Origin of the sequence: Bradyrhizobium arachidis, from assembly GCF_024758505.1 — a bacterium.
Lineage (GTDB): Bacteria > Pseudomonadota > Alphaproteobacteria > Rhizobiales > Xanthobacteraceae > Bradyrhizobium > Bradyrhizobium manausense_C.
Window position 1 is genome coordinate 5,690,661 of record NZ_CP077970.1, and the last position, 25,012, is coordinate 5,715,672.

At 62.9% G+C, this 25,012-nt stretch carries 26 protein-coding genes; 10 read left to right on the plus strand and 16 right to left on the minus strand.

Annotated features, from left to right (window positions below; all coding sequences use genetic code 11):
- Positions 1-25: 25 nt before the first annotated feature.
- Positions 26-826: a polyphosphate kinase 2 gene (ppk2, locus tag KUF59_RS26420; protein ID WP_212459027.1), complete on the plus strand. Its 801-nt coding sequence runs from the start codon at positions 26-28 to the stop codon at positions 824-826.
- Positions 827-868: 42 nt separating this feature from the next.
- On the opposite strand, the gene KUF59_RS26425 is transcribed toward ppk2, so the two are convergent.
- From KUF59_RS26425 to KUF59_RS26450, 6 genes are all read right to left on the minus strand, one after another.
- Positions 869-1,303 carry a hypothetical protein gene (locus KUF59_RS26425; protein WP_212459028.1) on the minus strand — a complete coding sequence of 145 codons (435 nt, stop codon included), beginning with the start codon at positions 1,301-1,303 and terminating at the stop codon, positions 869-871.
- A gap of 31 nt (positions 1,304-1,334) precedes the next feature.
- Positions 1,335-2,000 carry an aspartate-alanine antiporter-like transporter gene (locus KUF59_RS26430; protein WP_258767227.1) on the minus strand — a complete coding sequence of 222 codons (666 nt, stop codon included), beginning with the start codon at positions 1,998-2,000 and terminating at the stop codon, positions 1,335-1,337.
- Entirely contained in the window at positions 1,918-3,033 is a 1,116-nt protein-coding gene (locus KUF59_RS26435) for an aspartate-alanine antiporter-like transporter (RefSeq protein WP_258767228.1), read from the minus strand. The genes KUF59_RS26430 and KUF59_RS26435 overlap by 83 nt, the downstream gene beginning before the upstream one ends.
- Before the next feature lie 16 nt (positions 3,034-3,049).
- Positions 3,050-5,800 carry a decarboxylase gene (locus KUF59_RS26440; protein WP_212459030.1) on the minus strand — a complete coding sequence of 917 codons (2,751 nt, stop codon included), beginning with the start codon at positions 5,798-5,800 and terminating at the stop codon, positions 3,050-3,052.
- A gap of 189 nt (positions 5,801-5,989) precedes the next feature.
- The gene (locus KUF59_RS26445) at positions 5,990-7,681 is read right to left on the minus strand and encodes a SulP family inorganic anion transporter (RefSeq protein WP_212459031.1); all 1,692 of its coding nucleotides are present in this window, start codon (positions 7,679-7,681) and stop codon (positions 5,990-5,992) included.
- Positions 7,678-8,361 (minus strand): YoaK family protein, encoded by a 684-nt coding sequence (locus tag KUF59_RS26450; RefSeq protein WP_212459032.1) that lies wholly within the window; start codon positions 8,359-8,361, stop codon positions 7,678-7,680. Before KUF59_RS26450 ends, KUF59_RS26445 begins: the two co-directional genes overlap by 4 nt.
- A 136-nt stretch (positions 8,362-8,497) precedes the next feature.
- Here KUF59_RS26450 and KUF59_RS26455 point away from each other — a divergent pair, with 136 nt between their 5' ends.
- The 3 genes from KUF59_RS26455 to KUF59_RS26465 are packed head-to-tail and all read left to right on the plus strand — an operon-like array spanning position 8,498 to position 11,688.
- Entirely contained in the window at positions 8,498-10,186 is a 1,689-nt protein-coding gene (locus KUF59_RS26455) for an aspartate:alanine exchanger family transporter (RefSeq protein ID WP_212459033.1), read from the plus strand.
- 11 nt (positions 10,187-10,197) lie between these two features.
- Positions 10,198-11,079: an alpha/beta hydrolase family protein gene (locus KUF59_RS26460; RefSeq protein ID WP_212459034.1), complete on the plus strand. Its 882-nt coding sequence runs from the start codon at positions 10,198-10,200 to the stop codon at positions 11,077-11,079.
- A 24-nt stretch (positions 11,080-11,103) separates the two neighbouring features.
- Positions 11,104-11,688 (plus strand): invasion associated locus B family protein, encoded by a 585-nt coding sequence (locus KUF59_RS26465; RefSeq protein WP_212459035.1) that lies wholly within the window; start codon positions 11,104-11,106, stop codon positions 11,686-11,688.
- A gap of 13 nt (positions 11,689-11,701) precedes the next feature.
- Here KUF59_RS26465 and KUF59_RS26470 read toward each other — a convergent pair whose 3' ends face one another.
- Positions 11,702-12,076 (minus strand): response regulator, encoded by a 375-nt coding sequence (locus KUF59_RS26470; RefSeq protein ID WP_212459036.1) that lies wholly within the window; start codon positions 12,074-12,076, stop codon positions 11,702-11,704.
- A 163-nt stretch (positions 12,077-12,239) separates the two neighbouring features.
- Entirely contained in the window at positions 12,240-12,872 is a 633-nt protein-coding gene (locus KUF59_RS26475) for a response regulator transcription factor (RefSeq protein ID WP_212459296.1), read from the minus strand.
- Between the two features lie 339 nt (positions 12,873-13,211).
- Here KUF59_RS26475 and KUF59_RS26480 point away from each other — a divergent pair, with 339 nt between their 5' ends.
- Positions 13,212-13,895: a helix-turn-helix domain-containing protein gene (locus tag KUF59_RS26480; RefSeq protein WP_212459037.1), complete on the plus strand. Its 684-nt coding sequence runs from the start codon at positions 13,212-13,214 to the stop codon at positions 13,893-13,895.
- Here KUF59_RS26480 and KUF59_RS26485 read toward each other — a convergent pair.
- The 5 genes from KUF59_RS26485 to KUF59_RS26505 all read right to left on the minus strand — a co-directional run bounded on the left by KUF59_RS26485 (position 13,873) and on the right by KUF59_RS26505 (position 18,378).
- Positions 13,873-14,331: a potassium channel family protein gene (locus KUF59_RS26485; RefSeq protein WP_212459038.1), complete on the minus strand. Its 459-nt coding sequence runs from the start codon at positions 14,329-14,331 to the stop codon at positions 13,873-13,875. The two genes, KUF59_RS26480 and KUF59_RS26485, sit on opposite strands and share 23 nt — an antisense overlap.
- 120 nt (positions 14,332-14,451) lie before the next feature.
- Positions 14,452-14,619 (minus strand): hypothetical protein, encoded by a 168-nt coding sequence (locus KUF59_RS26490; RefSeq protein ID WP_212459039.1) that lies wholly within the window; start codon positions 14,617-14,619, stop codon positions 14,452-14,454.
- Positions 14,620-14,628: 9 nt separating this feature from the next.
- A complete protein-coding gene (locus tag KUF59_RS26495; protein ID WP_212459040.1) occupies positions 14,629-14,979 on the minus strand; it encodes a phasin in 351 nt (116 codons plus the stop codon).
- Between the two features lie 18 nt (positions 14,980-14,997).
- A complete protein-coding gene (locus KUF59_RS26500; protein ID WP_212459041.1) occupies positions 14,998-15,861 on the minus strand; it encodes an alpha/beta fold hydrolase in 864 nt (287 codons plus the stop codon).
- Between the two features lie 9 nt (positions 15,862-15,870).
- Positions 15,871-18,378, minus strand: a complete 2,508-nt coding sequence (locus tag KUF59_RS26505; RefSeq protein ID WP_212459042.1) for an alpha/beta hydrolase — start codon at positions 18,376-18,378, stop codon at positions 15,871-15,873.
- Positions 18,379-18,509: 131 nt separating this feature from the next.
- Between KUF59_RS26505 and KUF59_RS26510 the strand changes: the two genes are divergently transcribed.
- From KUF59_RS26510 to KUF59_RS26530, 5 genes are all read left to right on the plus strand, one after another.
- Positions 18,510-19,433 carry an alpha/beta fold hydrolase gene (locus KUF59_RS26510; RefSeq protein WP_212459043.1) on the plus strand — a complete coding sequence of 308 codons (924 nt, stop codon included), beginning with the start codon at positions 18,510-18,512 and terminating at the stop codon, positions 19,431-19,433.
- A complete protein-coding gene (locus KUF59_RS26515) occupies positions 19,433-20,035 on the plus strand; it encodes a hypothetical protein (RefSeq protein WP_212459044.1) in 603 nt (200 codons plus the stop codon). The genes KUF59_RS26510 and KUF59_RS26515 overlap by 1 nt, the downstream gene beginning before the upstream one ends.
- A gap of 112 nt (positions 20,036-20,147) precedes the next feature.
- Positions 20,148-20,795, plus strand: a complete 648-nt coding sequence (locus tag KUF59_RS26520) for a CoA transferase subunit A (protein ID WP_212459045.1) — start codon at positions 20,148-20,150, stop codon at positions 20,793-20,795.
- Between the two features lie 4 nt (positions 20,796-20,799).
- On the plus strand, positions 20,800-21,450 hold the full coding sequence (locus KUF59_RS26525) for a 3-oxoacid CoA-transferase subunit B (RefSeq protein ID WP_212459046.1): 651 nt from the start codon (positions 20,800-20,802) through the stop codon (positions 21,448-21,450).
- A 13-nt stretch (positions 21,451-21,463) separates the two neighbouring features.
- Positions 21,464-21,922 carry a MaoC family dehydratase gene (locus tag KUF59_RS26530; protein ID WP_212459047.1) on the plus strand — a complete coding sequence of 153 codons (459 nt, stop codon included), beginning with the start codon at positions 21,464-21,466 and terminating at the stop codon, positions 21,920-21,922.
- Between the two features lie 107 nt (positions 21,923-22,029).
- Here KUF59_RS26530 and fabI read toward each other — a convergent pair whose 3' ends face one another.
- From fabI to KUF59_RS26545, 3 genes are read right to left on the minus strand one after another with little or no spacing between them, the layout of a single operon-like run.
- A complete protein-coding gene (gene fabI, locus KUF59_RS26535; protein WP_212459048.1) occupies positions 22,030-22,818 on the minus strand; it encodes an enoyl-ACP reductase FabI in 789 nt (262 codons plus the stop codon).
- Entirely contained in the window at positions 22,815-24,029 is a 1,215-nt protein-coding gene (locus tag KUF59_RS26540; RefSeq protein WP_212459049.1) for an acetate/propionate family kinase, read from the minus strand. The genes fabI and KUF59_RS26540 overlap by 4 nt, the downstream gene beginning before the upstream one ends.
- Before the next feature lie 5 nt (positions 24,030-24,034).
- Entirely contained in the window at positions 24,035-24,997 is a 963-nt protein-coding gene (locus KUF59_RS26545) for a phosphate acetyltransferase (protein WP_212459050.1), read from the minus strand.
- Between the last annotated feature and the right edge of the window lie 15 nt (positions 24,998-25,012).

The following is a 25,012-nucleotide window of genomic DNA, read 5'->3' on the forward strand; positions in this document are numbered from 1 at the left end:
AGCTTAACGCAGCAAAGAGGTGAGCATGGCCAACGACGAGCCCGCCGAGCGCATGAAGCGCAAGGATTACGAGAAGGAGCTGGAGAAGCTCCAGGTCGAGCTTTGCCACCTCCAGGAATGGGTCAGATCCGAAAAGCTGAAGGTGATTGTCATTTTTGAGGGCCGCGACGCCGCTGGCAAGGGCGGCACCATCAAGGCATTGACCGAGAAGGTGAGCCCGCGGGTGTTTCGTGTCTGCGCCCTGCCCGCGCCATCCGACCGACAAAAATCGCAGCTATTCCTGCAGCGCTATATCGAGCAATACCCGGCCGGCGGCGAAATCGTGATCTTCGACCGCAGCTGGTACAACCGCGCGGGCGTTGAATATGTCATGGGCTTCTGCTCCCCCGCCGAGCACAAGCGCTTCCTCGAATTATGCCCGCTGGTCGAGAAATTCGCCGTAGACGCGGGCATCATTCTGATCAAGCTGTGGCTCGAGGTCGGGATGGAGGAGCAGGAGCTCCGCTTCAAGGCACGTATCGAGGATCCGCTACGGCAGTGGAAGCTAAGCCCGATGGACACCGAGTCTTTCGGGCGCTGGTACGATTACTCACGGGCGCGCGATATGATGTTCGAGGCGACCGACACAAAACATGCGCCATGGCGCCTGATCCGCTCCGACGACAAGCGGCGAGCACGGCTCAACGTCATCGCGCACATCCTCAACACGATCCCCTACAAGAAGATTGCGCGAAAGAAGATCAAGCTGCCGAAGCGATCGCACAAAGGCCGCTACAACGATCAAGCGAGCCTGCGCGGGAGGAGCTTCGTCGAAGAGCGATATTGAGACGCAAGCGGGCCGCGATGATGCGGCCCGCTTTGCTTCAGCCTATTTCAGCCGAATCGTGACGCCGCCGACCGCGGCCGAAACTTCCGCGCCGACCTTCGGCCCGGAGAGCTGCAGGATCACGCCGTTGGCGTTTTGCAGTTGAACGGCACCGGCGCCCGCAGCCACGGCGCCGCCGGCGCCGCCCGCCGCGTAAGAGCCTTCGATCGACGCCGGGCTCTTCAGGTTGAGCGCGCGGCCGACCAGCTTTGTGGTCGACGCGCCAACGGTGAAGCCGACACTCATCCCGGAAACGGTGAACGGATATTTTTTGCCCCGGAACAGCAGGACGCCCTCCCCGCCGCCGACGCCAACGATGAATCCGCCCTTGGTGAAGACGACGGCGACGTCGCCGGTTTCAGCACGCGAGGGCGTGCTGAAACCGATCCCACCCGCGATCAACGCAACCAGGGCGGCACTGACAGCAAACTTTCTCATAACTTTCGTTCCCCTTTGATATGGCGCCGCGCTACTGGGCCAGAAGCATTGCGAAGTAACCAAACACCGTGAGCAGGACGCCCGACACCGCATAGGCTACTGGGAAACCGATCCAGGGCACAGTGCTCTTGATTTCGACCGCTGCCTCACGGCAGGGACCGGAATGCGACCGCGCGCCGGCAACGCCGCCCATCAGCACCGCCGGGTTGATCTTGAAGAAGTGGAAGCCGATCGCCCAGACGATGAACGGTGGGATGGTGCAGGCGACGAAGCCGATAAGGAAGATCTTCAGCGCGATCGCACCACTGAGCTGCGACACCAGCCCGGCGCCCGCATTGACGCCGACGATGGCGACAAAGACAACGAGACCGAGATCTTCCAGCACGTTCCGCGCCGCGTTCGGTGTGCTGCCGAAGAAGCGCAGCCGCGACACGATCGATGAGACGAGCACACCCGACAGCAACAGGCCGCCGGCATTGCCGAGACCAACCTTCGCACCGAAGGCGGGGAATTGGATCCAACCGATCAGGAATCCAATGATCATACCGACCGACAGCGTCAACAGGTCGGTCGACGTGTTGTAGCGCGCGATGCGGCCCCACATCTGACCGAGTTCATTGACGGCCGGTTTCAAGCCGACGACCGAAATGATGTCGAACCGCTCCAGTTCGGTCTTCAGACCGGCAGGAATCGGCACGCCACCACGCTCGACCTTGCCGATCTGCAACTGCGGCAATTGCCTCACCCCGGAACGATTCGAATGTGCGGCCCACCATCTCCTTGTTGGTGACGATAATATCCGCCTGGTCCAGAGTGACGCCAAGCGCCTTGGCGTCGGCCACTTCGGGACCGATCAGACCCATCTTGTCGGTGAGATGCTCGGTCGAGCCGCCCAGCGCGATGATGTCGCCCTTCTGGAGCACGAGACCGGGATCGGCCCCCAATGACTCGCCGCTGCGCAAGACGTTGGCTACACGATATTCCGGGTTGTCCTTGCGGAAGCCCGCGATGCTCTTGCCGACCTGGGCGGAATTCTCCAACCGGTAAGCGCGCAGACCGAACTGGCGATAGCCGGTGAGAGCGCCGCCTTCGAGATCCTTGACACCGAAATCCTCCTCATACTTCTTCGCCGCCGCCTGGGCGTCGATGCCCCACCAGCGCGGCAGATATTTGCAGATCAGGATGATGCCGACGGTACCCCAGATATAGGTGATGCCGTAGGACAGTGCGATCATGGCGGTCGCTTCCTCGGGCTTCATGCCCGCAGGCAGCTTGACCACGCCATCCGTAATTGCCTGCTCTGCCGAACCGATTGCAGCCGACATGGTCTGCGAGCCCGCCAGCATGCCGCCGGCCGCGCCGGGCGGCAGCGCGAACAGTTTTGCACCGACGACGACGAGGGCGAGGCCGACGACGCACGACACCACCGCGAGGAAGATGAACTTGATTCCGTCGCCTCTCAAGCTGTTAACGAAGGACGGACCGACCCGGAGCCCCACGCCGTACATGAAGAGGTAGTAGAACAGGCTCTTGGCAAAGTTGTTGAGCTCAAGTTTGACGCCATAGCTCGACGCCCAGACCGAGACGCCTGCGCCGACCACGATGGCGCCGGCGACCATGCCGAGGCCATAGCCCTTGATGCTGGCCCGCCCGATCCAGACCGCGAGACCGACGACGAGGAACAGCAGCAGATACGGATTCTGCTGCAGGAACGTGAAAAAGCCTTGCATTGCGGTATCCCCCTTATTACGCGCTCTTGAGCTTCGGCGCCGCACCCGGCTTGGGCCGCCCGATCTTCCCTAACGCTTCCACCCTCACGAGCTTCAACCCCTCCTTGGCGTCGTAGCCATGGATCTCCTTCACATCGAGCTTGCGCATGAAGTCGATGGTTTCCTGTGTGATGACCTGACCCGGCACCATGATCGGGAAGCCCGGCGGATACGGGATCACAAAATTGGCGGAGACGAGCTCTGGCCCGGCTTTCAGGCGACGATCGATCTCGGGATCCCTGAGCGGGATGAACTCACATCCCGCCGCATCATACGCAGCAAAGAAGCCGCTGCGGATGTCGCCTTCGTTGGTCTTGGTGCCGGCGTCGCCGCGGAAGCTCGGATGGAAATGCGAGAAGTTCGGCAGGTCAGGCACGTCGGTCATCAGGCTCTTGACCCGTGCTTCGAATGTCTTCTTTGCGTTTGGGCCGCCCTGGGCCAGGCCCCGATCGACCTCGCCGGCGATCTCGGCCAACACCCGGACGAGATGCGCGACATCGCTGCGCGTGTTGTTGATGTTCGACTGGAGCAACACCGAGTTGCGCGACGTCTTGTTGATCTGGATATTGTACTCGTTCGCCAAGATGCCCTTGAACTGGGTGCCGTCGAACCCGGCCGTGCCGCACACCAGCGTCATGCGAGTCGGATCGAGGCAAAACTCGTCGTCATCCAGGCTCTTCAGGATGTTGGCCCAGTTCACGCCGGCTGCGAGGTAGTCGGTAAAGCCGCTTTGTCGATATTGGCTGGGCACCATGGCGTCGGCGCCGAGCACGCGGAAATATTTCGAGATCAGCGGATTGTTGTTGACCGCCTGACGGATCGCGAGCGCGATCTCCATCGCGTTGGCGACGAGACCGTACCCTTCGAGCTCCATTTGGCGCCGCGAGACGTCGAGGCTCGCGATGAGCTGCTGGTTCGGGCTGGTCGAGGCGTGCGTGAACACCGCCTCCTTGAACTGCTGCTCGACGGTGTGGAATTCGACGTCCTTGACCGCGAGCATGGAGCCCTGGCGGATCGCTGACATCGACTTGTGGGTCGAGTTGGTCTGGTAAACGCGCAGGCGGATCTGACGCGGATCGGGAATCAGCCTGGTCTTGAGCAGAACTTCGTTCGACGGGTTCTTGCCGAGCTCGGCCTGCTGCTTCTCATAGGCCGCGACCGATTTCGGATCATGCATCCACGCTTCGATCTCGTTGGCCGCCCCCATCCCGGTGCGCCGTCGCAAGAACGGCGAGAAGCGCGCAAAGCCGAACCAGGCCTCGTCCCACAGGAAGATCAGGTCCGGCTTGATGGCAAGGCATTCCTCCATCACCCTGCGGGTGTTGTAGATGTGGCCGTCGAAGGTGCAGTTGGTGAGGTCGAGCAACTTGACGCGGTCGAGCCGGCCGTCGGCCTTGGCATTCAGCAGGGCCTGCTTGATCGTCTTCAGCGGCACCGCGCCGTACATCGAATATTCCGTCATCGGGAACGCTTCGACATAGAGCGGCTGCGCGCCCGAGAGCACCATTCCGTAGTGGTGCGACTTGTGGCAGTTGCGGTCGACGATCGCGATATCGCCCGGCGCAAGCAGCGCCTGCACGGCCATCTTGTTCGAGGTCGAAGTGCCGTTGGTGACAAAGAAGACGCGATCGGCGCCGAGCGCCCGGGCCGCCTTGTCCTGCGCCTTCTTGATGTTGCCAGTCGGCTCCAAGAGGCTGTCCAGACCGCCGGTGGTCGCGCTGCTTTCGGCCAAGAACAGGTTGAGGCCGTAGAATTCGCCCATGTCGCGGATCCAATCCGACTTGAAGACGGATTTCCCGCGCGCAATCGGTAGCGCGTGAAAGGTTCCGATCGGGCGCTGCGCGTACTTCTTGAGATTGTCGAAGAACGGCGTGTCATAGCGGTCCTGCACACCCTCGAGGATCGAGAGATGCAATTCGAGCAGGTCTTCGATGGAGTAGAAGATGCGGCGAGCGACATTGGCCTCAGGATTGCCGGCCATCGCCTCCACGTCTTGATTGGACATGAGATAGATGTCGAGCTCGGGACGGACCCGCTTGATGATGTGGGCGAGCCGGAGCGCCGAGGCGTCGGACTCATCATTCAGCCCTGCCGACGATGCCATCGCGCGAAGCACCGGAGCGTCGTGGCGCGAGCGCAGCCCAAAACCTTCGTTGACGACGACGGCTGCGAGGTTCGGATTGAGGAGCGTGGCGCAGAAGGCGTCTTCGAGGCTGCCGACGATGACCGGCTCATAGACGAAGGCATCGACCGGACGGCGCAACTTGCGCCATTCATTGGCAAGCACGGACCAACTGCCGGCCGGAACACCCGTGACGATCAGCGTTTCGAAATAAGGACGGCGCGCGGCGTGCGTCCCAAATACCTGCGGCACCAGATCGGGAGCCTCGCCGTTGCCTTCGTCCTTCGCACTCCAGTCGCCGGCATGCTGCCGGAAGGACCGCGTCGTCAGCGCCTGCGTCAGCCGCGTCGCGAGAGCGAGTGACGTTGCCGCATCGCCCGTCGCGGCCGCCTCCCGCAGGGCGCCCATCAGTTGCAGGCCCGGATAGCCGTGAAACTCTTCCGTCACCGAGAGGTCGGCCAGCACCGCATCGTATTTCGCGCGATCGCCGCCGCGAGCCCAGACCTTTGCGGCCTCGACCAGATCGCGCCAGTCGTCCGCCCTCCCCCCAGGCCCCGAAAAGAACTGGTCGATACGCTTCTGTACGGGCTTGGCGTCCTTGGACATGTTTCTCTCCCGATCCCAACTGGTCGTTTGAAGCAAAGGTGATGGCAGATCGTGAGTGGCGCGACGTGCACTCCATTGATCCAAGTCAACGGTCGCGCACGATGTAAGGCGACCCGCGGCGCCTCCGCACTTTGCGGTGCAACAGCGATAAGCGTTGATCGATCGGGAGGAACGCCCATCCCTCGGGCACTATCCGACCCGGCTGTCACCGAGCACGCTGTCGAGCGACCGCAGCCATTGGCCGCTGTCCGTCTTCTCGGCCAATCCCTCCGCCCGCAGCAGATCGCGCAATTGCGCATGGGCACCCACGATGCAGAAAGCCACTCGGCGAGAGGCGAGTTCGTCATAGAGGTCGCGCAGCATGCGCGCGCCCGCCAGATCGATATAGGGCGATGCCGAAAGGTCGCAGGCCACCAGACGGATGTCCGGCGACCTCCGGAGCGCGACCAATACCGTCTCGAGAATCGTCTCTGCATTGATGTAGAGCAGCGAAGCCTCGGGGCGGAACGCGATGACCCCGATGAGAGGTTCCACGCCTTCGTGCCTGGCACTGTCGGAATAACGGCCGCTGCCAGGCAGCCGGCCGAGGAATGCGACGTTCGGCTGCGAGGCGCGGGCGAGCAGCAGGAAGATCGACGCGATCGACGCCAGCAAAACGCCCTGCAAAATGCCGAGCAGTAGCACGGATACCAGCGCGATGGCCGCGGCATAGAAGTCGATGCGGCTGACCTGCCACATCCGCAGGAGCGCGCGAATGTCCACCAGCCTGTAGACAGCCGCAAAGACGATGGCCGCGAGCACTGCCTTGGGCAGATTGGTCAGGAGTCCCGTAAAGAAGAGAAGGCACAGTCCCAACGTCACCGAGCAGATCACCAGCGCCAGCGGCGACCGCGCGCCGGCGCTGTCATTGACGGCCGATTGCGACAAACCACCGGCAACGGGATAGCCGTGACCGAAGGCCGCAGCGAGGTTCGCGGCCCCGAGCCCCAGGAATTCCTGCCGCACGTCGAGGGCATAGCCATGCTTGGCGGCAAAGCTGCGCGCCGCCGAGACACCCTCGATATAGGCCAGCAGGACGACGCCGGCGGCGAGCGGAAAGAGATCATCGAACTCCAGCAGACCGAAGGTCGGCAGCCGAAGTGCCGGCAGCCCCTCCGGAATCTTTCCGGTGACGGGGACGCCAAGGGCCGGAAGGCCGAGAAGCGTTGCCACCGCGATCGACAGCGCCACGATGGTGATGCCGACCGGTTTTCCCGGCAAGAACCGCTCACCGAGCAGGAGGAGCAGCAGCGCGACCGCGCCGATCGCCAGGATGAGGAGATTGATGTCACCGAGTTGCCCAGCCAGCTTGATGACGCGGTCAAAAAAATTGTGGCCGCCGCCGGGAACGCCGAGCAAGCTCGGCAACTGGCTCATGATGATCGTGAGCCCTGCCCCGGCCTTGAAGCCGACCAGAATGCTGTCGCTGACCAGGCGAACGAGGACGCTGAGCTTGAACAGCCAGGCGATGAAGCACAGCACCGCGACCGCGAACGCCGCAAGGCTCGCGATCTGCGCGTAGCGCACCGCATCGCCGACGGCGAGCGCGCCGACCGTGCTGGCGATCATCAGGGAGATTGCCGAGGTCGGGCCGATCGCAAGCTGCCGCGAGGATCCGAGCAAGGCATAACCGATGCCGCCCAGCAAATAGCCGTAGACTCCAACCTGCGGTGGCAGGCCGGCCAGCGCGGCATAGGCGAGCGAGACCGGGATCGCGTAGGCGGCGAGCGTAACGCCGGCAATCGCATCCGATGGCAGCCATTCGCCGCGATAGGCGGCAAGCCAGCTGGCCGGCGGGAAGAACCGCATCCAGTTTGCGCGCGGCTCGGCCTGTCCGTTCATGCCCGCACCTCGCTTCGTCCCGCTTCGCAGCGCAACAGCACGACCAATAGCGCGATCACAGGAATGCCCAGCGCCAGATCGGGAATGTTCTTGGTCGCGAAGGCGCCGACGGCGGCGCCGAAGCCGAAGACGGCGCAGAGAGCAACAAGGATACCCGCGCGGCGCAGCGCCCCTCCCGGTGCGTCTCCGGTGGCAGACGTGAAGGCGGCCTCGATCGCCTGGCGCATATTACCGGTGATCATCACCGTGCTGCAAACCGCACCCTCGACCTTGGTGAAGACAGAGGCCTGCATGGCGGCCACGAACGAAATGCCAAGGGTGCCTGCGAGATCTGGGAGCCGATTGTGCAGGATGCCGACCCCGATCAGCAGCAGAATCTCGACCAGCGTGCTGATCGCGCTGGCTCGCTCTCCGGCAACGCGGCGCAACCATGCGGCGGTCACGATCCCGACCGCGAAGGCAAGGATCGGCGGTATGAAGTGCAGCGCCCTCGCCCAGTCGCCGGCCATCGCATAGACCCAGAGAAAGATCAGGTTGGCCGTCTGCGCGTTCGCCATCACGCCATGGATGATCCAGGTATAGGCGTCGATGTAGCCGCCGGCGAAGGCGAGCAGCAGAACGATCAAAACCGTTTCATCGCGGCGTATCGACGAACCGGCGGAGATGTCGAGAGAACTCATGTCCGGGATGTCGGCTGTCGCAGGTCCTGCATGATCCCATGGGCAACACTGTACCGCCGTCAGGCTTGACATGGATCAAGCAATCTCGGGATTTCCGACATCAGATCGCCGCAAAGCGCCCGGGGGAAGTACGACCATGGACACTCTCAGGTGGATCATCTCAACGGCTCCGGAAATCTTCCTGCTGCTGGCGGTCGCTATCGGCACGATCCTGGGCCGGATCAAGATTCACGGCTTTGCGATCGGGGTCACGGCGTGCATCCTGATTGTCTCCGTGCTGATCGGGCAGTTCGGAGGCTTCACGTTCCCACCAATCCTCAGAGCGATCCTGTTCAGCCTGTTCGTGTTCACGATCGGCTACCGGTCGGGACCGGAGTTCTTTGCCTCGCTGAGCATTCGCACGCTCGCCCAGGTCGCGATGGCGCTCGTGATGGGCGGCACAGGGCTCCTCATCGTGCTGGCGTTCGCCTTCAGCTTCAAGCTCGATCCCGGCACGGCGTCCGGCATCGCAGCGGGAGCCCTGACGCAGTCCTCCGTGATTGGCACGGCATCAGGCGCGCTGGCGCAGCTCAACCTGCCGAACGACGTGTTGAAGCAGCAGGAAGCCAACATCGCGGCCGGCTACGCCGTCACCTATGTGCTCGGCTATATCCTGACGCTTCTGTTCGTGCCGTTCGTCGCGCCAAAATTGATGCGGATCGATCTCAAGGCCGAAGCAAAGAAGCTGGAAGCGGAGCTCTCCGGTGGCGAAGCGCCGCAGACCGAAAACCTCGCCTACCGAAAATTCCAGGCGCGCGCCTATCTCGTGTCGGCGGCCGCCGGACGTAATGTCAAGTCGATCGAAGAGGAGATCGGCAGCCGCACGATCGTCGAACGCATCGTGCGCCAGGGGATCGACGTCGAACCGCATCTGGACACCGTGCTGAAGGCCGGCGACACCATCGTGATCGCCGGGCGCACCGCGGCCATCGTCGCTGCCAAGCCGGTCATCGGCACCGAGATCGACGCCGACGAGATCCTCAAAGCCATCCCGGGCAACGTCATCGAGGTGCTGGTCGACAACCGCAACCTCCACGGCCGCTCCATCAAGGATGTTGCCGAACGCGTCGGCGACAATGCGCGCGGCGTCTTCCTGCGGGCGCTGACGCGGATGGGCCGGGAGGTGCCATTGAGTGCGGACACGCGGGTCTATATCGGCGACGTCATGACCCTGGTCGGCAGCACCCGCCACATTGAGCGGGCCGCCGCGAATGTCGGCCAGATCCTGCGCGCCGGCGACCGTGCCGATATCGCCTTCCTCGCCGCCGGTATTGCCGTTGGCCTGCTCGCCGGTCTCGTCAGCGTCAAGGTCGGCGGCGTCGCGTTGACGCTCGGCGGCGGCGGCGGCGCGCTGATCGCGGGTCTCGTCTGCGGCTGGCTGCGCTCGCGCCGGCCGACCATAGGCGCGCTGCCGCCCGCCGCGCAGCAAACGCTGAGCGATCTCGGTCTCGGCGGCTTCATCGCGGCCATCGGGCTTGGCAACGGTGCCGCCGCCTGGGCCGCGATCCAGGCCCACGGCCTGTTGCTGGTCGGCATGGGTCTCGTCATCACCATCGTGCCGCTGATCGTCGCGACGCTGTTTGCCTATTACGTGCTGCGCATGAACCCGGTCGTGACTTGCGGCGCGCTGGCCGGCGCCATGACCGTCGATGCCGCCGTGACCGGCGCCTGCGAGGTCGCCGAAAGCCAGACCCCGGTGCTCGGCGTTGCCGTGCCCTATGCCGTCGGCAACGTGATTCTGACCGTGCTCGGCCCGATCATCGTGGCCGCCACGTATACCGGCTGAGGGAGGTGCCGATGCGGTTTGCTCACATTCTCCGCTTGCTGACCGCGTTTCTCGTCCTGATCGCCGTGCCGGCACGCGCCGAGGACAAGGCCGATACCACCCGTATCCAGGAGGAGATCTGGGCGCTGGCGCTGCCGTTGCCGATGTTCGGCTACGTGGTACGGCCCGTGGGCGACGGTCCGTTTCCGCTTGTCATCATGAACCACGGCGTCGCGCTCAATCCGACCGACCGCAGCTTCTTTCCGCTGGTGGAATTTCGCGACGCCGCCAAATGGTTCGCCAGTCGCGGATATTTCGTGGTGGCGCCACTCGGTACAGGCTATGGCGCAAGCGCGCTCGACATTCCCGAGCGCGGCCTCTACGGCCCGTTCTTTTCCAAGGTCGGCAAGTGCACCAACCCCAATTTCCACGACGCGGGCCGCGCCGTGGCGCAGGTCGATCTTTGGGTCATCGACTTTCTGGCCGCCGAGAAGCGAATCGTCCCGAACGACGTCATCGTCGTCGGGCAATCGGCGGGCGGCTGGGCGGCGATCGCGCTATCCAGCCTCAATCCGCCGCCAGTCAAGGCGATTATCATCTTCGCTGCCGGCCGCGGCGGCCGCGTCGGAGGCAAACCAAACAACAACTGCGCACCAGACAAGCTGGTCGAGGCAACCGCGGACTTCGGCCGAACCTCGCGCGTGCCGATGCTCTGGATCTACATCGGCAACGACACCTTCTTCGGCCCTGCCCTCTCCCAGCGCATGCATGCGGCCTTCACCGCCAGCGGCGGTAAGGCCGAATACCATCTGATGCCGCCGTTCGGCAATGAAGGGCATTTCTTCATCGGCTCGCCGGACGCAGTCCCCATCTGGTCCCCGCTGGTCACGAAGTTTCTCGACGCGTGGAAATGAGCAGTGGATCTCTGGAGGCTCATCATGATCGATGTTCGTCATTTCTTATCGGTCCTGTTGCTCGCAACCTTCTTCGGCCACACGTCGATCACGTATGGCGCTGGGCGCGAGAAGTCGAATACGGAAAAGCCCGCCGAGGTGACGACGCGCGGTCAGCGCGAAGCCAAGGACATCACCTACGGGGACTGGCAAAAGCTCTGCTTCAAGCCGGGCGGCGCCCCGACGCTGTGCCGCACATCAATCACCGGCCGCTTTCCGACAGGACAGATGGCGGTGCGCATCGATCTGATCGAACGTGAGGGCGGCGGTGCCGCCCGCCTGCAGCTCTTCGTGCCCGTCGGCATGTATCTGCACTACCCCGCCAAGCTGACCGTGGATCAGGGGAGCCCTTATCGGCTGCCGTACAACTGGTGCCTGACCAACGCCTGCATCGCCGCCGACGTCGCCGATCCCAAGCTGATCAAGGAGATGGAAGCGGGCAAGACGCTGGTCCTGGATGTCGTCGACTCCAGCCTATTGTCGCTGACAACCTCGCTTCCGCTGGCGCAATTCGCTTCGGCTCGCAAAGGCGCGCCAGCCAAAACGATGGAGCAGGATATCGACGAATGAAGGAAGGCGTGAACTACCCGACGCCGGCGCAAGCCCGTTCGATCGATCCGATCAGGGAATGCGCTGCGAACGGCTTGGTCAAATAAGCGATACATCCCGACTCGAGCGCGGCTGCGCGGTTCGCCGGACTGTCATTGCCAGTGATATAGATGACCGGCGCCGTGACGCCGTCATGCGCAAGCCGCCGGCGCAGCTCGATACCGGACTGGTTGTTCAAATTGATGTCGATGATGAGACAGACCGCCTCGTCGAGACTTCCATGATCGACGAGCGCAGTCGCCGAGCCGAACAGCAGCGCATTGAAACCGTGCTCGCGCAGCAGCCGCTTGATGCTCATGCGCATCGACGTATCGTCCTCCACGACGAAGACTGACCTGCGTGTCGACAAGATGGGCGGCCTTCTTGTTGACTGAACGGATTGACCGGGCAACGCGTCCGACAAGCTGAGGCGTCATTGCCGCCCTCTCATCAACGCTCTGTCAACCAAGTTTCATATTGTCCCTTCGGACAGGTCCAGCTTACGTGGAGCTGACAACGTAACGGCCTCCCAATCAGCGGCGCGTTCCGTCGTTTGCACCGAGTATCCCCAGACGCTCCGCGATCGAAACGAGCTCCGCAAGCGAACGGACCTGCATCTTCTCCATCACCTGGTGGCGGTGCGCCTTCACCGTGCGCTCGGTCGTTCCAAGCTCATAGGCGATCTGCTTGTTGATCCTGCCGCGCACGATCAGATCGAACACCTGCCGCTCGCGCGGCGTCAGGGAGGCCACGAGCGTGCGGAACGAGTCGAGCCTGTTGCGCTGGCTCAGCGATATCGCCTGGCGCGCCAATGCACGCTCGATCGCGTCGATCAACTGCTCCGACGACACCGGCTTGGTCAGAAAGTCCTCCGCGCCGGCCTTGATGACCCGCACGGTTGTCGGCGTATCGGCATGTCCGGTGAGAAAGACGATCGGGAGCGTCGAGCCGAGATCGATGAGAAGGCTCTGCAGTTCTGGGCCGCTCAGCCCCGGTATCTGCACGTCAAGCAGAATACATCCCGGCTTGTCATCGTCGGGCAACCCGTCGAGCAGCTCCTGTGCCGACGCGTAGGTCGCGACGTCATAGCCAGCGAGCTTGAGCCGGCGTTCCATCGCCGTCCGGAACGATGCATCGTCGTCGACGACGTGAATGAGGCCGGGCAATTTCATCTCTTCTGTCGCAGTGGATTCCGCAGGATTTTCGATGTCCGGGTCGGTCCGCGATGCCGGGGAACCCACCTTATGAATGGTACCGGGCATAACAAACACTCCGCAAATTGAAACAAGGGCAATACGAGGATGCATTCCAGCAGCGCGAAGGTCTTCTCACCCTGCGCAAGATATTCACGTCCTGTCCTTTGGTACAATGCCCCTGGAGGCAATAGTTAAAAATCCAGCCATCGTCCTACATCAACTTCGGCGAGAATGAGATAACGCGGCGCATTTCTCGCGATGAATATTCGCTCAAGACCAATTCAGCGATCAACGTTGAGGAGTTGGCCCATGTTCGTACGCATCACGACCGACCCGCTGCCCCGCCCAAACTCGCTCAATGACCTCGGCATGACCAGCGATTCAAATCCGTTGGTCAGCCTGAATGAATTTACCTACAAGAAAGGCAACGAGATCTACGGCGAGAAGGAGCCGGCCGAATACGTCTATCAGGTCAAGACCGGCGCGGTCAGGAGCTACAAGCTGCTCTCGGATGGACGCCGCCAGATCGGCGCGTTTCATCTCGCCGGCGACATCTTCGGGCTGGAGAACGGCAGCGTGCATCGCTTCACGGCGGAAGCCATCGTCGACACGACCGTTCGCCTGATCAGGCGGCAAAGCCTGGAGACCGTGGCCGAGAGCGATGCCATGGTCGCCAAGAACCTGCTCAGCATGACCACGATCAATCTCCAGCATGCCGAAGACCACATGCTGCTGCTGGGACGAAAGACGTCGCTGGAGCGGGTCGCCGCCTTCCTGCTCGAGATGGACAAGCGACTAACGGCCGCAGGCGTGATGGCGCTGCCGATGTCGCGGCGTGACATCGCCGACTACCTCGGGCTTACGCTGGAGACCGTCTCCCGCGCGATATCGCATTTGCACGAACTCGGCACCCTCGGCTTCATCGGCAACAACCAGCGCCAGATCGTGTTGCTGGACCGGCAGCAGCTCGCTAGCCTCGATCTTCAGAACTGAAGCCTGGCGCGTCGATCGCCGCGAGGTGCACCAGCGTCTTGCGCAAGACTTCGAACAGGACCGCGGTCGACCAGCCGAACAGCAGGATGCCGTTCATCGCGGCCATCGGTCCTGTCAGGCGCCATGCCGGCACCGGCGTGATGTCGCCGTAGCCGAGCGTGGTGTAGTTCACGAAAGCGAAATAGAGCACCTCACTGCCGGGTGGCGTCGCACCGATCGTCCAATAGGCCAGCGCCCAGACCAGGATCTCGAGCGTGTGCGCCACCATCAGTGCGGCGGCGGCCCCAACCATCACGGTCATCAGATGCAACCGCGGCCGTACCGTGTGGCGAAGCCCCGCCGCGCGGGCGACGCCGATGGCGCCGATCGTCACAAGCGCATGGATCATGATGTTGACGAGGCTGACGACGGTGCCGACCAGGAATTGAAGCGCCATCGTCCCCCCTCGCGAAAAATGCCGTCGTCGGTTGAGATCGACGACGGCTCCAGGTGTGAACTCGTTGCAATGGTCAACGCAAGTTCGGCGAAAACCGCTGCCTGCCTGAACGCGATCGGTTCAGTCACGCTTGCGATCGAGGCGAGTGCGTTGTGCCTTCATGCGCTTGATCTCTTCGTTCAGCGCATCCATCTTGTCGTCGCGCCGCTGGTCCTTGGACGTCTCCTGATCGCTGCTGCGGATCTTCTCGAGCGCCTTTTCGGCCGAAAGTTTCTTTATTTCAGCCATGCATCTCTCCTAGCTCTTTTGGCCGAACATGCCGGTCGCGGCCTTCATGGCCGACTCGCCCGCGTTCTTGGCCTGATCGGTGAGCGTGCGCATCTGGTCCTGGAAGAAGTCCGACTGAATCTTGAGGGCGTCCTGCATGTCCTTGGCCTGGATGAGCCTGTCGCCGAGATCGAATGTCGCGGTGACATTGCGCTGCATGTGGGCGCAAAACTCCTTGGCCTGACTGGCGATCGGCAAGGGCGAGGAGCTGAGGCCTTTCTCCAGCAGTTCGAAATATTCGGCATTGGCCTTGCGTATGCGCCCGAGCGCCTCGGCAAGCATGCTACGGATATTCTCGGCAGACGGGTTGGTGTCGACCATGGCGCTACTCCTTTGGATTTATGTCGCAAGTCCCCCGAACCACGCTCCGAAATAGCCGGCGTAGAGCGCCGGCAGCTCGAGATTCATCGAGTGTCCGACCCGGGGCACAATCACCAGCCGGCAGTCCGGCATCGCTTCGGCCATGGCGCGAAGGTCGGCCGGCGGAATCCAGCCGTCCCACTCGCCCCACAGCACCAGATGCGAGTGTCCGATGTCTGGCATACGCTGCTCGAGCTCGCGGCTTTCTCTTTCCCGGGTGAGGTTGACCGGCGTTCCGATCCAGACCCCTTCCGATACACCAAAAGTCTGCTCGATGATGCGGTCAAACAACGCCTGAATCTCCTCGAGCCCCTCACGAAATCGCGGGATCGTATTGGGCGCCATGCTCTCCGGGACGAATAGGGAGGAGGCCGCGGTCGCCATCACAGTCCGCGTCAGCTCCTTGCTGGCCATCATGGCCCTGAACAGCCCGATCTGATCGGCATTGAAGGCCATGCCGAGCGGGGTCACCGGATCGAGCGCGAACACGCGGCCGAAGCGCTGCGGCTGCATCAGCAGCATCCGAGCGGCGATGATGCCGCCGGTCGAATGCGTCGCGAGGTGGCAGTATTTGACGCCGAGCGTATCGAGCGCCGCCAGCATGTCCTCGGCATGCTGCTGCATGGAGTAGTTGGTGTAGTTGGGTGCAGGCTTGGGACGATCGCTGTCGCCACAGCCACGCCAATCGATCGCGACCACGCGAAGACCTGTGGGAAACAACGGTGCGGCGAGCTCGATCCAGTCCTTGCTGGCGAGATTGCCGTGGATGAAGACGACGGTGACGTCGCCTTGTCCCCACTCCCGCCAGCCCAGTTCGATCTCGCCCGCCCGCACTCTCGGCATGAGCCGGCCCTATTTGTTGAGACCGGCCGTCGGCGCGGCACCCGGCGGTGTCGGCGCCACCGGCAGAGCCGATACGACCGAGCCCTTGATCATGCGGTCGGTGCCGAGCGGCGATGAGGTGTCGACCGTTCCTTTGGTGACGAAGTCCACCACGTCGGCGGAAAACTCCACCGGATTGTCGGTGTGGATGAAGTGCCCGGTCTCCGGATAGATCTTGAGCATCGGCCGGTTGCCGGCATTGGTCATGCGCGTCATGAACGGCGTGATCACGTCACGCCCGACGTCCGTCAGCCCGTTGAACGCAGGCGTCGGGATGAACGGCTCCTTGTCGCCGAATGCCAGGAAGATCGGCACCTTGATCTTGGTGACCCGTTCATAGAGATTCTTCGGGTCATCTTGCTGGAGCTCTGCGCCGATGGTGTAGATGTCGAAGATGAAGACGTTGCACCACTGCTCGAGTTCCTTCGGATTGCCCTTGATCATTCCGACGCGCTGCTCGGTGTGAAAGCGGGCATATTCGCTGTCGCTGAAAAAGTAACCGCTCTTCGCCGCCGACACCGCGCCCGTGTTCGGGTCGCGCTTCTTGAAGTAGAAGAAGTCGCGCACGCTCTGCTCATCGCGCGCCTTCTCCGCGGCAAGGATGCCGGTCTGATCCCAGATCGACTTCCACTTGTCGAAATCGCGGCCAAGGTCCGGGTCGAACAGGCGCGCCTTCTTGTCCTTGGCGATGGTGATGTCGCGCGGATATTCCTCGAGGCCCGAGGGGGCTTCGAGCGCGAGCGCCTGCACCGCGTCGGGCCAGGTCAGGGCATAGCCCATCACGAATTGGCCACCGAGCGAATGGCCGAGATAGACTGCCTTTTTGACGCCGAGCTGGTTGACCACGAGGTCGTAGATGACCTCGCGCATGTCCTGCATGGTGCGCGCCGGGCTCTTGTCGAGATTGCCCGGACCCGACATGCCATAGTGCGGCAGATCCGGCACGATCACGCGCAGGCCGCTACGCAGCGCGTACTGCATGATGTTGCCGTAGTGCCCGCCGAACGCGCCCTTGCCGTGGATGATGACGAGCACCTTCGGATCCTTGTCGGTGCCGGCATATTCGTCCATGTAGCCGATTTCCCAGGAGTTGCCGCGGAGGTCCTTGGCGTTGGCAAATTTGACCGGATAGGGATAGGTCACAAAGGCTTTCCAGAAGGACTTCTTCGGGTCGATATTCTCCGCGACGTCGGGGACCCGGTAGTTCTTGTCGACGAACTTTTGCGCGCGATCGAGCGCCGCGACGTCGTCCATAAAGGCGACGAATTTCGGGTCGTTCTTGCGCTGGTTGATGATCGGGAACACGCCGTAATGGGCGACCGGGCTCTCCTGGGCGATCAGATCCGCGCCCGGCACGCGGTCGACGGCCTTCTGAGCCAGCTTGAAGTTCAGCCAGAGATCGTTGGTGATATGCATCACCAGCGTGCGGGACTGGATGCGGCCGAGATAGGGATTGATGTTGTGGGTCTCGCCGACGCGGTTGCGCCAGACGAGGTCGACGGCGTCATACAGCTTGGCGCGATTGGTGACGCTCAGTCCTGCCTTCTCGTTCGGCGTATCCCAGTAGAAAATTTCAGGCTGCACCGCGGCCCAGTTCTGCGTCGTGCGGAAGGCAAAGTCGTAGCCTGTCATGCCCAGGATCGACCAGCCGAACGCAACGCCCGGCATCGGATGTTTCTCCTTGGGCATCTTGTAATAGTCGCCCTTGGTGGCCTGCCAGACCGGGTCGGACTGGATCGCGGCCGTCATCATCTGGAAGGTCCAGTTGCCGACGGGGTCTTCGCCGTCCGACTGCGTCGTGCCGCCGATCGGCATCAGAGCGCTGACATATTCCGGATGCATGACGCCCCAGACATAGGTCTGGGTGCCGCCCATGGAGACGCCGGTCGCCAGTGCGACGCGCGAGACCTTCAGCCCGTCGCGCAGCAGGCGATAATTGGCCTGCACCATGTCATAGTAGCTGTATTGCGGGAACTTGATGCCGAGTCCGTCCGACGGCTTGCTGGCCCCCCAGGTGCCCAACGGATCGACCATGATGACGTAGTATTTGTCGGTATCGATCGGTCGGCCCGGGCCGACGATCGGCACGCCGCCGGACAGCGGGGCGCCAACGACCCACTGCTCGTACATGTCGGTCGAATCGCCGGAATAATAGGAACTGATCACGACGGCATTGGTGATCTCGCCGGCCGCGTTGCGCTTGGCGTTGCCAATCGCGATATAGGCCGTCTTCAGCTTGCCGGCACCGAGCGATTCCAGTGTGACGCCGCCCTCCCCGCCAAACTCGAATTTGGAGGGATCGGACAAGTCGTATTTGCCGCCGATCTTGAAGTTCGCGATCTCGTAGGTCTTCTTCAGACCGTCATGCTTCTCTTGCGACGATCGTCGCGTGAAGGGTTGTGCAACTGCGAGAGCCGTACCGACCAGCAGCACGATCAAACTGACGAAGCAACGCTTCAAGACATCTGTCCCGGTCATAACCGACTCCTCCCTGGGGCAATTTTCCGAAACGCTAGGAACAACGACCGCGGGAGCTTTGATCTAACTCAATGGAATCCGATTGCGGAGGTTGAGGATCGCAGGCATCAGAATGCCGGTAGTTTTGCGCGATGCCCTTCCTCAGCCACGGCTCATATCGGATACGCTATGAGCTCGACGGGCCGGCGGGCGCGCCTGCCTATGTGCTGGTGAACGGGCTTACGCAATATTCGGAGCTATGGGCCGCCTATCGCGAGGCCCTGCTCGCGCGCGGGCTTCGCATTGCGACCTTCGACCTGCTGGGACAGGGCGCGTCCGACAAGCCGACGCTCTTCATCAGCCAGGACGATCAGGTCACCGCCCTGCACCTCCTGGTCGGCGAGCTCGGCGATGGCCCGATCTTCCTGAGTGGCATCAGCTTCGGCGGCCTGATCGCACTGCGCTATGCCATCGAACACGGCGAGCGAATCTCCGGCCTGGTGCCGATGAGCTGCTTTGCCGAGCTTTCGCCTCAACTTCTACTGATCGGCAACGCGCTGCGGACCGGGTTGATCCTTGGCGGCACCAGCTACCTCCAGGATTTGCTGTTACCGATGAACCTGTCGGACGAATGGCTCAAACCGCTGCTCGACAAGCTCGACAGCGTCAAGCGGCAGGGCTGGCTGGTCAACGACGTCTATGCGCTCCAGAACCTGATGGAATCCTTCCTCGACTTCCAGCCGCTCACGCCGCGCCTGTCGTCGATCAGCGTGCCGACGATGATCCTCAACGGCGAGTTCGACTTCCTGACGCCGCGCCATCTGCACGAGACCCTGCGGGTCGAAATCCCCAACAGCTCGCTGGTGATCATTCCAAAAGCCTATCACGCCTTCACGCTGGAGAAGGGTGCACTCACGGCCGACCTGCTCGCCCGCTTTGCCGACGACGTGCTGGCCGGGCGTTGGCAAGGCAACAAGGCGGTCTGGATTGCGCCGGACGAGCCGGGCGGCGAGCTCACTCCCTTTCCTGAAGGGTACGACCATTTGCGTGCGGTTCCGGTCAAGAGGACTCCGTGATGAGCGGATTCCTCGGCCCGCTCGATTCCGACGGCCGTGTTCCGCGGCAGCAACAGACGCGGGTCGCAGCGTTCTTAATCTCGGCGCATGGCGCGCTCGCCCGGCAATTCGCATTCGCCCTGCCCGCCAGGTTCGAAGCCGCCTGGCAGACCGAATTGAATGCGCAGTTCTATCGCGAGAGCGAGATCGTCTCGCTCCTGATGCGCGCGACTTCGTGGGTGCCCGATATTGCCTTAGGCTATATGACCGCAACCTGGGAAACCGCCTGGCTACCCGCGCCGATCGAGGGGATCGCCGACCGCTCCCTTGCGCAGGCCATCCACCTCGCGACGCTTGCTCATGCCGTGCATGCCGGCATCCGGCCAGCCGCGCTGCTCCCGGTGGAAGCCAATGCGCAGGATCCTTTTGTCGTGGCGCTCCGCCGGATCGAATTCGAGAGCGGAAGGCTATTGCAGGCGCAAATCCTCTACCTCAAGGGCGCGGACTTGCTGCCGCATCGCGACGCCGTCAGTGCGGCTCTTGAGAAGCGCCACGCCGCCATACGCAAGCTCTGGCGCGAGACGCTCGAGAGTATCGGCATCGAGGCATCCCGATCGGAATGATCGGAGCCTTGATGCAAATCAAAGGAGCACTGATGCCAGCCGCCAACATTCCGGCGCTGACGCCCTTGCGTCGATCTACGGCTGAGCTGGAGTTTGACTCGGAGTTTCAATCATGAAGGCCGTTTCCGTCGAAGAAGCCGTTGCGATGATCCCACCGGGCGCCAGCGTGATGGTCGGCGGTTTCATGGGTGTCGGGACGCCGGAACGTCTGCTCGACGAAGTCGTCCGGCAGAAGAAGACCGGCCTGACCCTCATCTGCAATGACGCCGCCATTCCCGGCAAAGGCGTCGGCAAGCTGTTCGATGCGGCGCTGGTCTCGAAGCTGATCGCAACGCATATCGGCCTCAATCCGAACGCGCAGAAGCAGATGCTGGCGAACCAGATCGCCGTCGATCTCATCCCGCAAGGCACCTTTGTCGAACGTATCCGTGCCGGCGGATGCGGCCTCGGCGGCGTGCTGACGCCGACAGGCGTCGGCACGCTGGTCGCGGAAGGCAAGAAGCAGATCGAGGTCGACGGCAAGCCGTTCCTGTTGGAGACGGCCTTGCGGGCGCAGTTCGCGCTGGTGCACGCCTTCCTCGCCGACTATCTCGGCAACCTCGCTTACGCACTGACCTCACGCAATTTCAATCCTATCATGGCGATGGCCGCCGACACCGTCATCGTCACGGCCGAAAACATCGTGCCCGTCGGCGTGATAGCGCCGGACCACGTCGTGACGCCGGCGCCGCTCGTCGACTACCTCATTGCAAACGGGTGAGATCATGGATCCGCAGATCATCATCGCCCGGCGCGTCGCCAAGGAATTGAAGAGCGGCAACCTCGTCAACCTCGGCATCGGCATTCCGACCCTGGTCGCGAACTACGTGCCTGCAGATTTGAAAGTGTTCTTTCAATCCGAGAACGGGCTGATCGGCACCGGGCCTATCCCTGAGCAAGGCATGGCGCATCCGACGTTGACCGACGCGGGCGGCCGTCCGATCAGCGCGTTGCCGGGTGCCTCCACGTTCGACAGTGCGATGTCGTTCGGATTGATCCGCGGCGGTCATGTCGACGTCACCGTGCTCGGCGGTCTCCAGGTCGATGCGCACGGCCTCCTCGCCAACTGGATGATCCCCGGCAAGATGGTGCCAGGCATGGGCGGCGCGATGGACCTCGTCAGCGGCGCCAAGCGCGTGATCGTCGCGATGCAGCACGCGGCCAAGGGCAAGTCGAAGATCGTCGCCAAATGCTCGCTGCCGCTGACCTCGGCGCGGCCGGTCAATCTGGTCGTGACGGACATGGCTGTCATCGGGTTCCCCGACGGCAAGGCGACACTGCTGGAAACCGCGCCCGGCGTCAGCGTCGGCGAAGTCATGGCCGTGACGGAAGCCGAACTTGCGGTTCCCGACAATGTCCCGGAAATGAAACTCTGATCAGGTCACGACCATGCGGATTTTCAGCGATTTCAACGAAATCAAATCCGCCCTCGGGACCGAGATCGGCGCCAGCGACTGGATCGAGATCACACAGGACCGCATCAACAAGTTCGCCGATGCGACCTGCGACGAGCAATGGATCCATGTCGACCAGGCGCGCGCCAGCAAGGAGATGCCCGGCGGCAAGACGATCGCCCACGGATTGCTCTCGTTGGCGCTGGCGCCGATGTTCATCCGCTCGGTGATCGGCCTGAAAGGCTTGCGCAACACGCTGAACTACGGCGCTGATCGCATCCGCTATCTGGCACCGGTCCCCGCCGGTTCGAAGCTGCGCGGCCGCGTCACGATCGCGGAGGCCGAGGACGTGCCGCCCGACGGCCTGCGCGTCAACTACCACCTCGTGATCGAGATCGAAGGCGGCAAGAAGCCCGCCTGCGTCGCAGAGCTGATCGGCCTGCACTACCGTTAGGGCATGATCCGGAAAAGTGTGACGCGGTTTTCCGAAAAGATCATGCTCAAACAAAGACCCAAAGCGCGATGATGATTCAACCAAATCTCATCGCGCTTTAGGTGCACTCAGTCGATGATGTGATAGCCGCCGTCGATATAGAGCACACCGCCGGTGATCAGCTTGGCGCCATCGAGCGCCAGGAACGCGGTGGCGTTGCCGACATCGTCGATGCTGACGAGGCTGCGCGACGGTGCTTTCGACTGCGCCTTGTCCATCAGCTCGTCGAATTCGGGGATGCCTGACGCCGCACGGGTGGCAAGCGGCCCGGGCGAGATCGCGTGGACGCGGATGCCTTTCGGACCCAGTTCGGCGGCCGCATAGCGAACGGCGGCCTCGAGCGCCGCCTTCGCCACGCCCATCACGTTGTAGTTCTCGACCACCATCTGGCTGCCGTAATAGGTCATGGTGAACAGCGTGCCGCCGTTCTTCATCAGGGGTTCGGCAAGATGCGCCATCCGTAGGAACGACCAGCAGGAGACGTCCATCGTCTTGAGGAAGCCATCGCGGTTCACATCCACGACGCGGCCGTGCAGCGCTTCCTTCGGCGAAAAGGCAATGGAGTGGAGCATAAAATCGAGCTGTCCCCATTCTTTGGTAATGCGTTCGAACACCGCTTCCGTCTGGCCTTCGACCATGACGTCAAGCGGCATGAAGATCGGCGCTTCCAGCGCCTGCGCCAGCGGCTCGACGTGCTTCTTGGCGCGGTCGTTGAGATAGGTGACGGCGAGATCGGCACCAAGCGCGCGAAACGCCCTCGCACAGCCCCAGGCGATCGACTGGTCGTTCGCGATGCCGACGACCAGGCCTTTCTTCCCTTTCAGGGCGACTTTGCTATCCGGGAATACGGGGATCATGACACCCTCTCATGTTGGTAGCTGGGCGAATGGCCGTTCATCAGCAGCGCCAGCGTGTGCTGCGCGATCATCAGTTCCTCGTCGGTCGGCACGACGTAGACGGGAATGAGACTGTTCTGGCGCGATATCAGCCGGGAATGGCGTTCGTTCTCGGCCGCGTCGAGCACGACGCCGAGCCAGCCGAGCTGCTCCGCGACACGCGCGCGGATGCCCACAGAATTCTCGCCGATGCCGGCCGTGAAGACGAAGGCGTCGAGGCCCTGGAGCGCGGCCGCCAGCATGCCGGCGGCGAGGCCGATGCGATAAACGAAATAGTCGACCGCCAGCTTGGCCTGCGGATCGGCACTCGCGTCCAGTTCGCGCATGTCGTTGCTGACGCCGGAAAGGCCCTTCAAGCCGCAGTCGCGATAGAGGAAATCCTGCACTTTCGATGCCGACATGCCCTTCTCGGACATCAGATACAGAACGACGCCCGGATCGAGCTGACCGGGACGCGTGCCCATCGGCAAGCCGTCGAGCGCCGTAAAGCCCATGGTGCTCTCAACGCTCTGTCCGCCCTTCATCGCGCACATCGAGGCGCCGCTGCCGAGATGGGCGACGATCACCCGGCGCTTTGCAATTTCCGGCGCGATCTGCGGCAGGGTCTTGGAGATGTATTCATAGGAAAGGCCGTGAAAACCGTAGCGCCGTACACCTTCGGCGTGGAGCTGGTGCGGGATCGCGTAGTAGTCGGCAAGCGGGCCGTGCGTGCGATGGAACGCGGTGTCGAAGCAGGCGACCTGCGGCAGCGTCGGGAGACTGGCGAGGATCGAGCGGATCGGCGCCAGATTGTGCGGCTGGTGCAGCGGCGCCAGCGAAACGAAGCGCTCCAGCCGCGCCACCACGCCATGGTCGATCAGTACCGGGCGCTCATACTCGGGCCCGCCGTGCACGACCCGGTGCCCGACGGCGAGCGGATGAATGCGAGCCTCGTTCCTGAGCCATTCGCCCGCGACGTCCATTGCGGCCGGAACGTCCGGAATGGCTTCGATCGGGTAGGCCCGATCAGCCATGGGATCGCCGGTCGCCCCGTTCGCCCGCAAGCGCGGACGGCTGCCGATACCGTCCATCTGTCCCTTGATCAGCCGGCGTAGCCTGCCCTCCCCCTCGATCGCGAAGACCTGGAACTTGACGCTGGACGAGCCAGCGTTGATGACGAGGATGGTGTCCATGGCGTTCACGCAGCGACTGTCGGCGCTTTCTGGCGCCGGGCGTGGGCATAGAGCGCGGCAACCGCGCAAGACGCCATCCGCGCCCGCGGACTGTCGGCGCGCGAGGTCAGAACGACCGGAACGCGCGCGCCGAGCACGATGCCGGCACCGTCGGCCTTGGCGAAATAGGAGAGGTTCTTGGCGAGCATGTTGCCCGATTCCAGATCCGGCACGACGAGGATCTGCGCCCGCCCCGCAACCTCGGATTTGATACCCTTGATCCGCGCCGAGTCCACGTCGATCGCATTGTCGAAGGCCAGCGGTCCATCGAGCACGCCGCCCGTGATCTGCCCGCGGTCGGCCATCTTGCAGAGTGCCGCCGCCTCGATCGTGGATGGAATTTTTGACGTGACCGTCTCGACCGCGGACAGGATGGCGACACGCGGCGCCTTGCCGAAATCCGCCTGATTGTAGAGGTCGATCGCGTTCTGGATGATGTCCCGCTTGGCGTCGAGATCGGGAAAGATGTTGATGGCGGCATCCGTGACGAAGATGGTCTCGGCATAGGCCGGCACATCCATGACGAAGACATGGCTGATGCGGCGGTCGGTGCGCAGGCCGCCATCCTTCGCCGTGACGGCGCGCATCAGCTCATCCGTGTGCAGGCTGCCCTTCATCAGCAGTTCGCCCCGGGCGGCGTGGATCAGCTCGACGCCCTTTGCGGCAGCATCGTCGCTGTGTGCGGCATCGATGATCTCGTGGCCAGCGATGTCCAGTCCGAACTTGGCCGCGGTCTCCCTGATTTTCCGCTCGGGGCCGACCAGTAGAGGCCGGATGATGCCGGCACTTGCGCTGTCGACCGCGCCCCGCAGCGATGTCTCGTCACAGGGATGCACGACCACCGTCGGCGTCGGCGGGATCGCCTTGGCCGCGGCGATCAGACGATCATATTTGCTGGGAGACTGCGTGGTGGCCGCATCTGGTGACATGATGTTGCTCCCGAT